The organism is Ochrobactrum quorumnocens (assembly GCF_002278035.1).
Lineage (GTDB): Bacteria > Pseudomonadota > Alphaproteobacteria > Rhizobiales > Rhizobiaceae > Brucella > Brucella quorumnocens.
The window spans coordinates 527,833-538,982 of record NZ_CP022603.1 but is presented as its reverse complement, the minus strand read 5'-3'; the positions used below and the strand labels follow the sequence as shown (position 1 = coordinate 538,982).

The following is an 11,150-nucleotide window of genomic DNA, read 5'->3' as shown; positions in this document are numbered from 1 at the left end:
AACTTAAATGTCAAATCTTGCAGATTTGTCTGCCGTTGCGCTTGTCGATGCCTATAAAACCAAGACGCTTTCTCCGGTAGAAGTAACAGAAGCAGTTATTAATCGCATTGAAGCCTATGAACCGAAACTCAATGCACTCTGGGCTTATGATCCGGATGCTGCGCGTGCAGCGGCAAAAGCATCGGAAGCGCGCTGGGGGAAGGGTGAACCGGTGGGCGCAATTGACGGTGTGCCGCTGACGCTCAAAGAAAATATCGCAACAGAAGGTTTGCCCGTACCGCTAGGCTGTGCGGCATTGCCGTTGAAGCCTGCTGCAGCTGACGCCCCGGCTGCTGCTCGCACGCGTGAAGCTGGCGGAGTGCTGCTCGGCAAGACGACCATGCCGGATCTTGGCATGTTGTCTTCAGGGCTATCAAGTTTCCATAAGCTCGCGCGTAATCCATGGGATTTGAACACCAATCCGGGTGGTTCAAGTGCAGGGGCGGGTAGTGCTGCTGCTGCCGGTTACGGACCTTTGCATGTCGGCACAGATATTGGTGGTTCGGTTCGTTTGCCTGCTGGCTGGTGTGGTCTTGTGGGCCTCAAGCCGTCCTTCGGGCGTATCCCGATTGATCCGGCATTTTTAGGCCGGGTTGCCGGTCCTATGACCCGAGATGTTGCCGATACCGCGCTTTATATGTCGGTTTTGTCAAAACCAGATCGTCGTGACGGCATGAGCTTGCCTTATCAGCCGATTGACTGGATGGATCTTGATATCGATGTGAAGGGCCTGAAGATCGGTCTCTGGATGGATGCCGGTTTTGGTGAAGAGGTTGGCGAAGAAACCAAGGCAGCGGTGGAAGCCGCAGCGAAGCTATTTGCCGACGCGGGCGCCATTATCGAGCCGGTTGCGCCGTTCTTGAATCGCACGATGATTGACGGTCTTGATCGTTTCTGGCGGGCGCGGTCATGGTCGGATATTAAGAAGATGACGACTGTAAACCGTGCGAAAATCCTTCCATATATCTATCAGTGGACCGAAACCGCAGAAAATCTATCTGGGGAAGAAGTCTACACAGGCTTCGCCCAGATTGATGCCATGCGCAATGCAGCACTTGCTGCATCGAAAGGCTTTGACTTCATCATTTCGCCGACGGCGCCAATGGCGACCTATCCGGCAGAATGGGCATCGCCGATCAATGATCCGCAGCGTCCATTCGAGCATATCGCCTTTACGGTTTCGCTCAATATGTCGGAGCAGCCCGCTGTTTCCATCAATTGCGGCTATACCTCAAAGGGTCTGCCCATTGGTTTGCAGATTTTCGGTCAGCGTTTTGATGATCTGGGTGTGTTGAGGCTTGCAAAAGCCTACGAGGATATGCGGCCAGCGCAACGGGCTTGGCCAGTCATTGGATAAGTAAAAAGGCCGCTTAATGCGGCCTTTTTACTATTTTGATCTGAGTGGCGCCCGCTCTTTGTAACGCTCGGTGGCGGTCAGCTTCAAGATAAGCGGATCGGCATCACGCCAGCCGTAAATTTCCGTACGCAGATACTCCAGTTCCGTGTCCAGTTCGTCCTCGTCGACTTCCGTCCACCAGGATTTCGGACGACCATCAGTGCCATCAGACCAGCGATAGCGCCGCTCTTTCAGCTTGTCCTTCATTTCGAATGGACTGTTTTCAGCATAGATGCGCAGGCGCGATTTGCGGCTGGCTTTGAGCAGTTCTGAAAATGGGGTTTGTTTTCGGCCTGATGTTTCGCGCAACACCGCCAACAATGCCTGACAATCATCCTCGGCGCGGTGGCCATTATGAAAATAGCCGCTTTGACCGATCAGATAGCCAAGCTTGGTTCCTTCAAAGCCACGTTCGGTCCAATCGATTTCTTTCACCGAGCAGGCCCATGGCTTGTTGGCAAAGGTTGGCGAAAATCGCTCAAGAAATGGTCGGTCGAAACCCGCATTATGCGCGATGATCAGATCAGCGTCTGCGATCAAGGCTTCCAGTTTCGCGCGCGGGATCATCTGCCCTGCCACCATCTCATCGGTGATACCGGTAATGCGCGTGATCTCCGCTGGAATAGGTTTAGATGGTTCCTGCAATGCACCAAAAGTGGCGCAGACATCACCAATAGAGCCATCATCTGCATAGCGGAAGGCTACCGCACCGATCTCGATAATTTCTTCCTGTGCGGCACTCAAGCCAGTGGTTTCCGTATCGACCACAACGCCAAGACGCGGGAAAGCAAGTTTGTCAGCATTGGGCACAATCGGGGCAGGGTCGAGTCTCTGCAAAATCCGATAACGACCACTGTCCTTGAGGCGCTGTACCATTTCCGTTTCATCCATACCGGTTGTCTTGCCGGGTTTGGTGCGGGTAGGGCGCAGTTCCGCCTGTTTTCTCCCGTCCACTGCTGGAGGAGTAAAAAGGTCGAACTGATGGCGCATATGTTTTCTCCGCTGGGGCTGTGCGTATTGATAAAATGACATTTCAGAACTTCGTCACCAAGCCCTCAATAAATTTAGTAACAGGTAATGTTGGTATTCTTGGCGTTTCTTGCCATATTTGGCGAGTGTGTAAAATCAATGTCTGGGGATAACTGGAAGTCGGTAGAATCCAAAATTCTCTATATACGCAGCGATCCTGTTGATTGTCGGTTATTATTAGAATACTATTATTTTATAATAAAGTAATTAAATGGAGTTTCTTCTTATTTAAACTAATAGTCCACTTGATTTAAATCGTTTGTTACCGTTTTAAAGGGGATCAATATCGATTTTCATGCATTTTTAATTTAACGGTATCATCTGTCGTGAAATTTGTTCCGCCTCTCTTGATTATGTTGTTTGCGACGACAATGTCGGGCGTTTGGATGCTCGACACCAGACGCAGGCACATATTGCTATTTGGACTGGGATTCGCAACCTTTGCGGCTGGCTTACCGCTGCAGGTTCTGCATCTTTTGCAGAGCTTAAATGGGGCGGTATTTGCAGCAACTGCCTTCTATCTTCTGGCCGGACTTTTCTTTTGCGAAGCTGTGATGGTTCGTCTTGGCAAGCAGTTTTCCCCGTTTACGGGTGCGTCGATTAGTGTGCTTACATTGGTGGTAATTGCCTATCTCGGGCAAGCTGGTATTGCTTACAAATATATGGCGGTTGTTTCAAATTTCGGGCTTGGAGCACTGATTGCTGTCCTTTGTATAAAGTTTCGGAGACTAGTGGAAGGCAATTGGATCGAGCGGACATTGCACAGTCTACTTGTGATATTTGCGCTGCATTTCTTTCTCCGAAGCGTGCTAACTTTCAACATGCTCGATGGTGTTCAGAGCACCCAGCAATTGATCAATTCCCAATACTGGACTCTTGTAACGATTTCCGTCTCATTCATCAGTATATTGCTCGGCCTCGTTATTCTCGTTGTTGCGACCGCTGACGTGATCAACGAACTGCAAGGGGAGCGTGACTCTGATCCGCTAACAGCCGCTCTTAATCGTCGTGGATTGGAACGATCTGTTCAAAGGAAACTCAACACATCGGCTTGCGATAATCGCGCGGTCATCATTGCAGATATCGACCATTTCAAAGCAATCAACGATGAATTCGGTCATTCTATTGGCGATCAGGTGTTGGTGGCGTAGAATTCATCTTGATTGTCGAAGGCGGCGCACAGCAAAGCGAAATCTTTGCCAATCGCCTGTGCAATCATGTGGCACGCTATAGTTTCTCGATGTTGCCAAATGGGCGCAAAATTACCAGCAGTTTTGGCGTGGCGCTTATGCGCGAGCACGAGACAATTTGGGATACTGCGGAACGCGCAGATATTGCCCTTCTAGGCGTGAAACGCCGCGGGCGTAATCGCGTGGCGGTCGAGGGTTTTGAGTTTCGGAACGTTAGCCATTTCGACTATTTGCTCACGGCATAGTGACCCTGCCTGACAGCGACAGCCAGACTTTCTTTGTTTCGGCTGAGCGATTGTAAAGAATTTAGTTACCATAATTCTGCATGCTGAGTGTGACTTTCAAGTTAGCACTTTCGCCATGATTGCTTCGCTTTTCCGCCGAACTTTCATGCAAAGCGACAGCGAGAAAACCAGTTATTATTCAGGACGAGTAGTATGGCGTTCGTCACAGAAACGTATAATTTCGCTTTGCCGCGTGGGATTAATATCCCTAACCCCTTTGTATTTAAAGGTATTTTGCGTATTGCAGGTCTGTTGGGTACCGGCCTTCTGGCAGGTAGCTGTCTTATGACCGCGTTGGGTACTGTAGAAGCCGTTCTGCCGGCTTTCGTGCCTTTAGCACCTGTCATGCGACGTCTTCCGACGGCAACACCCCATCGATTAGCCGTTGTAGATCAAAAAATCGGCATGGGTCATGTTATCCGTCAGCGCTTCATCGAAGCCTATACTGCCGATGCGCCCTATTCCAATCTTGATTGGCGGCGCAACAAAGCAATTGCGGATGCGGCGATCATTGCAGATGTCGGTCCTGAATCGGTTATAGAAGACGTGCCGGTTGCGGTGACCGTGATAACTGAACCGCGCGAGGAGCGCGTGGCACAGCTTGCGCCCATCCAAGATGTGATTTCTCCGGCCGTTTTGGAGTCAGCCTCGAAAACGGCGCAGATGGCTGCACAAGATTATACTGAAAGTTCAGTGGCTGCTTTGTCATCCGGCGATGCGGTTCCCGTTCCGGTGGCTGCACCAGATACACAAATGGCGCGTGCGCCTATTGAAAATGATACAGACAGCTTCGTGCCTGACGAAGTTCCTTTTCCTGGCCAGAAGCCCATCATCGATAAACCAACTGTTGCAAAGCCTGAAAAACAGGAAAAAACACAGCTGGCTTATGCGCCTCCAAGTGGCCAAACCGAGAATATTCAACGCGGCCTTTTTGGTCGGCTCTTCGGTCAGGCAGCGCGTAACAAGACGGCGATTTATGATATCTCCGCAGCGACAGTTTATCTGCCTAGCGGTGAAAAGCTGGAAGCCCATTCAGGCATGGGCCACATGCGCGACAACCCGCGTTATGTTGACCAGAAGATGCGCGGGGCCACGCCGCCGAGCACCTATAAGCTTCGTATGCGGGAAAGTCTTTTCCACGGTGTTGAAGCTGTGCGTTTGCTTCCTGCCGATGGACGCAACCCGTATAATCGGGACGGACTGTTGGCCCATACCTATATGCTGCGCCGCGCTGGCGATTCAAATGGCTGTGTGGTGTTCAAAGATTATAAGCGGTTTCTAAATGCGTTCAAACGTGGTGAATTTGACAAGATGGTCGTTGTGACGAGCATGTCTTCATCATCGAAGCCTGCACGCATTGCTTCCATTTTCTGATCGTCATAGAAAAGAGCGCCAGAGTAAAATCCTGTTCAATTCAGGCGCTCCAATCGGTATCAAGCTCCAATGTTTTCATAAAGCGGAGCGGTGATTTCAAGGATCAGGTCAAGGGCACGATCAGCTGATTGCTGGTGTTCTGGCAATTCAAATTCTGCAAGTTCGATAGCCGCTATCTGCGACGAAGGAATTGCGGCCAGTGCATCGCGCAGTTGTGGCGCGAGCAAACCATTTACGATTGCATAAGCGGCTGGAATTAGCCCCGGCTCCATGACATCCCAGTCAATGTGTACCCAGACCGGGCCTGCACCGATCGCCGTTAAAAGCGACTGTGCATTCGCGGCTTCGGGCCTGATCACAGTTACATTGTTGCGATTGAGCGTTTCCATTTCATCTGGATCAATGTCGCGCGCTCCGAAAATCACCACCTTTTCAGGTGTTACATTGCCGCCGTGTCCGCTATCCCAAAGTCCGCAGATACCAGCGAGCGCCATTCCGCCCATGTAGCCTGATCCGGTTGTTTCCGGCGTGTTGAAATCGCCATGTGCATCGACCCACAGAACGGTCAGTCCATCTATCTGGCTGGCTGCTTGTGGAATGGTCGCAAGGCTTGCCGAACAGGTGTTGGTGGCAAGGAGCGGTCTGCGTCCAGCGGTCAGTTCTTCGGAAACAGCTGCCGCAAGACCTTTGAGCGTTTCACGCGCTTGCGGAAGTGCTTCGCTCCAGTCATCGGAGACAGCAGGTGCAGGTGTGCCAACCGTCTTTATGGAAAGATCGTAACGTGCTGCCAGAGCGTTGGCGACGGCGAGGGCCCCCGGAATAGCGCCGGGAGTACGGTCTGCTACACGGCCTTGCGAGGTGATGATGCTCGATTTCATGCGAGTCGTCCTTGATACTTGAAACAGGCAGAAGTTCTTTAGCGAGTCTGAAGAATTAACTCTATCTCTTTGTTTTTGCGAAGCTTACAGCGGCTCCAGTTAATATTGAATCGTTGGGACCGCTGTAACTATTTGTTTTACGCATTTCCGAACGCAAAACCGGTTCCCACTTTTGCTGGAAATGCTCTAAAGCCATGAAATTCGCATTGATAGAGTTCACTTGAATTTGAGCCGTAGGTTTAAAGTTTGTGCCGTTGATGAAAATGCATTCTCGTAATCGGGGGCAACTTGATATAAGCCTGCGCGACATCGTTCCTTGTTCCGGTTACTGAATTTGTTGGGATCGATAAATATTCTTGCTCACGGTTAGAAACAGGAACCGATGATGTTCAACGGTTTTCGGCTTTTTGTGCCCATATTGGCGGGTGCCAATCTGCGCGACCGGTTAATTGGCAGTCTTGGCGCATTGATCGGCATTTGCCTGACGGGTCTAATAACCGCACTCGTTGTGGGTAAGGGGATTGGACTGCCTTTGATCGTGGCACCAATCGGCGCTTCTGCAGTGCTGATATTTGCAGTTCCCGCCAGTCCACTGGCACAACCTTGGTCAGTCATCGGAGGAAATGTGATCTCGGCGCTTGTCGGCATCACAGTTGTTCGTTTCATAGGTAATCCGTTGATTGCCATCGGGGTCGGTGTTGCTCTGGCTATTGCGATCATGTCGCTTTCGCGTTGCTTGCATCCTCCAGGTGGCGCTGCCGCTTTGACAGCTATTATTGGTGGCTCAAACGTGACCGATTTGGGCTATCACTTTGCTTTCATACCCGTCGGGTTGAACTCTGTGTTGCTGGTTGCCCTTGGCATCGCCTTTCACAAACTGGCTGGGCGGAAATATCCGCATGTGCCCGTTGCGGCCCCTGCCAATACCCATAAGACCAATGACCTTCCTGCTCCTTTGCGGGTCGGTTTTACGTCTGACGACGTTGCTTCGGCGCTGAAAGAAGTCGATGAGACGTTTGATATTGACCCGGGTGATCTGGACCGACTGTTAAGGCAGGTCGAGTTGCAGGCGCTTATCCGCACCCATGGTACAGTGACGGCCAAAGACATCATGTCGCGCGATGTTATCAGCATCGCCGAGCACGACAGCCCAGACGAAGCGCGGCGCTTGCTGCTAGAGCACAATATTCGCACCTTGCCGGTGGTTGGCGAACAGGGAAAGCTGCTTGGCACTATCGGGTTGCGCGAGCTGAACCAAATTGCGGCAAATGTCGGTGTTTTAATGATCAATGCTGTAAAGGCGCAAAAAGATGATCCGGTTGTTAAACTGGTGCCGCTGCTGACAGACGGTCGCTCTCATGCAATTATGGTTACGGATCAGGACAACATTGTTCAGGGGCTCATTTCGCAAACGGATTTACTGAGTGCGTTGGCGCGTTCGCTGCGGTTTCAGGAACCAGAGCCGCCTAAGAAACGTAAATCACGGCTTAATCTGCTTCGTGGCGCGGGCATATAACGTCACAAATATTGTACCGGCTCCTCCAATGGGCGGTGTTTTGGGCGGCGTTATCGCCGTAGCGCGCCTGCGTTTCGTCGGCGCTCCTAAGATAGGGCCGCCGATCCGCCGGTCCAGGCCGAAATAAATTGCACCTAAGCTGCGCCAACACGATTCCAAAGGAGTAGAGAATGCGCGGCGCAGATATTTTGGTCCAAATGTTGATTGGCTATGGCGTTGAGACAATCTTCGGGGTGCCGGGCGATACCAACGTGCCTCTGTATGAAGCTCTGCAGCAGCGGGAGGGCGAAATACGTCATATCATGGCGCGCGATGAACGCTCCGCCGGATATATGGCCGATGCCTATGGACGTTTTACAAACAAGCCCGGGGTCTTTGAATGTCCGTCGGGCGCAGGCGCTATGTATTCGCTGCCGCCGGTCGCTGAATCGAATGGATCGTCAATACCTGTTATTCTCCTGACCATTGATATTCCTTTGCCGGGAGAAGGGCGCGGTGTTCTCACCGAGCTTGATTGCGCAAAACTGTTTGAGCCTGTGACCAAGCTCTCGGTGCAGGTGAAATCGGCCGAAAAACTGCCCGAAATCATTCGTCGTGCGTTTCGTGTTGCCTGTTCCGGTAAACCGGGCGCGGTGCATCTCCAGATTCCCGAAGATATGCTTCTTGCGGAGGTTGATCCGGCGCGGATATCGTTGCATGTCGAAGAAGAGTGCAAAACCTTCCCGGCATTCCCGACACTGCCGCCAAAACAGAAGCTGCAAGAACTGCTCGAACTGATTGCGAAAGCAGATCGACCTTTGATCGTGGCGGGTGGTGGTGTTAATCGCGCTAGATCCGGTGAGCAGATTTCAAGGCTGGCCGAGAAGTATAATATTCCAATGTGCACAACGATGACGGGGCAGGGTGCGATTGACGATGATCATCGTCTGGCCATCGGCGTGATCGGAGATAATGGCTATCATCCTCATGCCAACTGGGCGTTGGAACATTCCGATTTCACATTGTTTGTGGGTTCCCGCATTGGTTCTGTTGTGACGATTGGCTGGACTTTCCCAAAGATCACACTCAACAGACGTCTTGCGCAAATTGATATTTCGCCTGAAATAATAGCCAATAATTACGAAAATCTGCTCTCTATTCAGGGCGATGCATTGCTGGTGTTGGATGAGTTGCTGCAGATCGAGTTGACGATTGAGCCCAAAAAGCACGATAGCTGGATCGAAGAATTGAACGCCCATAGGCGCATCTTCTGGGAACATGCCGAGGAAGCATTGAACGACGAGCGTGTTCCTTTGCGCCCTGAACGTGTTGTGCGTTCGTTCAACGAAGCGCTCAGCCAGTCGAGCCAACCAGCCCTGATTTACTCTGACGCAGGCACACCCACGCCCTATATGACGCGTTTTCTCAAGATCAACGATCAGGAAACACGGTTTGCCATTCCGCGTGCTTTTGGTGGTCTTGGATCAGCACTTCCTGCCACTGTCGGTGCTTGGCGAGCCGATCCTGACAAGCGACCGATTGGACTGTTCGGCGATGGATCATTCGGCATGACGGTAGGCGAGCTTGAAACGCTGGTGCGTTTGCAGGTGCCCGCGATCCTTATTTTGTTCAACAATGCGACTTTCGGCTGGATCAAAGGCCTGCATCGATTAAAGGGGCATAACCAGTGCTTCGGTGTCGATTTTCTTGCGCCCAAAGGTCAGGCAATTGCCGAGGCCTACGGCTTGAAGGCATGGACCGCCAAAACCGCCGATGAGGTTGACCAAGCGATGGCGGAAGCCTTTGCCTGGAAAGACGGGCCGTGTTTTATCGACGTCCATGTTGAATCGATAGCTGACCGGGTGCCGCCAGTTTATTCTTGGCTTTTAAAGCGCGGTGAAGATCCGCTCAACCTGAAGCCAGTTGAGCGTTCTTACATCTAAACTGATGACGCCACAGGCAGATGATGTTTGTGGCGTTTTGCTTCTGCAATGAACCAGTCGCGGAACAGTCGGACATTTTTCGAGCCCTGCCGCGCCTGCGCTGAGCAGAGAAAATAGCTCTCGCCAGATGTCTGTACGCGCTCAAGTGCCAGCTTGAGTTTTCTGGACTGCAGTTCCTCCTGCACTAAAATTTTAGGTGCGATTGCAAGCCCCATACCTGCAACAGCACATTCGATGATTACATCATGTGTTGGCAGGCGCGGCCCAAAGATACGCTTGTTGTAATGAATACCTGCACCCCGCAGCCAGTGCAGCCACAGGCTTGGCCTGTTTGAGTTCTGGATCAGCGGAAAGTCGAGCAATTCGACATCTCCGGTCAGTCCGTTCTCGGGTACAATTTCCGGTGAACCGATCACCACCAATTCTTCAGGAAACAGCAGATGGCTGCGCACATTGGCCCAATTGCCAATGCCGCGCAGTATGGCCAGATCGAGATCGGATTTACCCCAGTCGAGATCATGTGAGCAGGGAAACACCTCGAACCATATTTGAGGATATGTCCGGGCGAAGGTGCTGATGATGCTCGGCGCCCATTTCCGCATTAGTGTCGGCGGCAGGCCAACTTTGAGCAGGCTCTGCGTTTTATAACCACGCACTGCATCCATAGAAACTTCTTCAAGTTTTGCGAGAATACGCGAAACTTCCTCGTAGTAACTCTGTCCTTCTTCCGTGAGAACCAAACGCGGCCCCGCCCGTTCAAATAGCTTAAGACCGAGAAAAGACTCAAGATTTTGAATCTGACGGCTGACGCCGCTTTGCGTCATGCCGAGATTTTCCGATGCGCGTGTGAAGCTCAGATAGCGCACCGACGCATCGAAAGCATGCAGAGCTGAAAGAGAAGGAAGAAAGCGGCGCATGGGTTTCCTCAGATTCTAATCATGAGTTTAATTCATGCTTAATCCAATTTTCAATGCTTTTATTTGATGAGAAAGCGCCGCATTCTCATTACAAATAAACATAAGGGAACACGATGGACTACGGTGATAGTATCGACCGAAATCTGGTCAGTATCCTGGAGGAAAATGCACGTCTCCCGGCGAGTGAACTGGCAAGGCGCGTGGGCCTTGCCCGATCGAGTGTTCAGGAACGAATAGGCCGTCTGGAACGGCGCGGCGTCATATTGGGATACCGGGCTATCGTCCGTCGGACCAAGGATGACAACAGCATCTCCGCTTATCTGTTCATCACAGCTTCACAACGCATAGTGCAGCGCTTGTTTGCGGCGTTACGCGCTTATCCGGAAATTCTTACAGCAGATGCCATCAGCGGTCCGGCGAATATATTGTGTCGGGTTCATGTAGGATTTCTCGAAGATCTGGAGGCATTGATTGAAGAGCTGGCACAGATCGAAGGAATCGAGAACGTCAGTTACTCAGTGGTACTTTCCAATAAATTTAATAGAGAAAGCAGCCTGGCGCATTCAGGCGCACAGTAATGCTCGGTTCAACAAGAGGGAAACAAC

The 11,150-nt window shown here is 51.5% G+C and carries 8 protein-coding genes and 1 pseudogene; 6 read left to right on the top strand and 3 right to left on the bottom strand.

The genetic code is table 11. The features are described from left to right. The first annotated feature begins 7 nt into the window (after nt 1-7). Entirely contained in the window at nt 8-1,396 is a 1,389-nt protein-coding gene (locus tag CES85_RS02620) for an amidase (RefSeq protein WP_095444510.1), read from the top strand. 30 nt (nt 1,397-1,426) lie between these two features. Here CES85_RS02620 and CES85_RS02615 read toward each other — a convergent pair whose 3' ends face one another. After that, entirely contained in the window at nt 1,427-2,425 is a 999-nt protein-coding gene (locus CES85_RS02615; protein WP_095444509.1) for a 3'-5' exonuclease, read from the bottom strand. Nucleotides 2,426-2,790: 365 nt separating this feature from the next. On the opposite strand from CES85_RS02615, the pseudogene CES85_RS28140 reads away from it, so the two are divergent. Continuing rightward, nucleotides 2,791-3,899: pseudogene (locus tag CES85_RS28140) on the top strand (GGDEF domain-containing protein). Between the two features lie 192 nt (nt 3,900-4,091). Beyond that, on the top strand, nt 4,092-5,312 hold the full coding sequence (locus tag CES85_RS02605; RefSeq protein WP_095444508.1) for a DUF2778 domain-containing protein: 1,221 nt from the start codon (nt 4,092-4,094) through the stop codon (nt 5,310-5,312). 59 nt (nt 5,313-5,371) lie between these two features. Here the strand turns inward: CES85_RS02605 and CES85_RS02600 are convergent, their stop codons facing one another. Then, entirely contained in the window at nt 5,372-6,190 is an 819-nt protein-coding gene (locus CES85_RS02600) for an arginase family protein (protein WP_095444507.1), read from the bottom strand. Nucleotides 6,191-6,572: 382 nt separating this feature from the next. Here CES85_RS02600 and CES85_RS02595 point away from each other — a divergent pair, with 382 nt between their 5' ends. Then, nucleotides 6,573-7,706: an HPP family protein gene (locus CES85_RS02595; protein ID WP_095444506.1), complete on the top strand. Its 1,134-nt coding sequence runs from the start codon at nt 6,573-6,575 to the stop codon at nt 7,704-7,706. A 170-nt stretch (nt 7,707-7,876) separates the two neighbouring features. After that, entirely contained in the window at nt 7,877-9,628 is a 1,752-nt protein-coding gene (locus tag CES85_RS02590) for a thiamine pyrophosphate-binding protein (protein WP_095444505.1), read from the top strand. On the opposite strand, the gene CES85_RS02585 is transcribed toward CES85_RS02590, so the two are convergent. Continuing rightward, entirely contained in the window at nt 9,625-10,545 is a 921-nt protein-coding gene (locus CES85_RS02585) for a LysR substrate-binding domain-containing protein (protein ID WP_095444504.1), read from the bottom strand. The two genes, CES85_RS02590 and CES85_RS02585, sit on opposite strands and share 4 nt — an antisense overlap. Nucleotides 10,546-10,658: 113 nt before the next feature. On the opposite strand from CES85_RS02585, the gene CES85_RS02580 reads away from it, so the two are divergent. After that, entirely contained in the window at nt 10,659-11,123 is a 465-nt protein-coding gene (locus CES85_RS02580; protein ID WP_095444503.1) for an Lrp/AsnC family transcriptional regulator, read from the top strand. The last annotated feature ends 27 nt before the right edge of the window (nt 11,124-11,150 follow it).

Bases quoted from the DNA above. Each gene is read 5' to 3' on its own strand.
- CES85_RS02620 (WP_095444510.1), top strand. From the start codon at position 8: ATGTCAAATCTTGCAGATTTGTCTGCCGTTGCGCTTGTCGATGCCTAT.
- CES85_RS02615 (WP_095444509.1), bottom strand. From the start codon at position 2,425: ATGCGCCATCAGTTCGACCTTTTTACTCCTCCAGCAGTGGACGGGAGA.
- CES85_RS02605 (WP_095444508.1), top strand. From the start codon at position 4,092: ATGGCGTTCGTCACAGAAACGTATAATTTCGCTTTGCCGCGTGGGATT.
- CES85_RS02600 (WP_095444507.1), bottom strand. From the start codon at position 6,190: ATGAAATCGAGCATCATCACCTCGCAAGGCCGTGTAGCAGACCGTACT.
- CES85_RS02595 (WP_095444506.1), top strand. From the start codon at position 6,573: ATGATGTTCAACGGTTTTCGGCTTTTTGTGCCCATATTGGCGGGTGCC.
- CES85_RS02590 (WP_095444505.1), top strand. From the start codon at position 7,877: ATGCGCGGCGCAGATATTTTGGTCCAAATGTTGATTGGCTATGGCGTT.
- CES85_RS02585 (WP_095444504.1), bottom strand. From the start codon at position 10,545: ATGCGCCGCTTTCTTCCTTCTCTTTCAGCTCTGCATGCTTTCGATGCG.
- CES85_RS02580 (WP_095444503.1), top strand. From the start codon at position 10,659: ATGGACTACGGTGATAGTATCGACCGAAATCTGGTCAGTATCCTGGAG.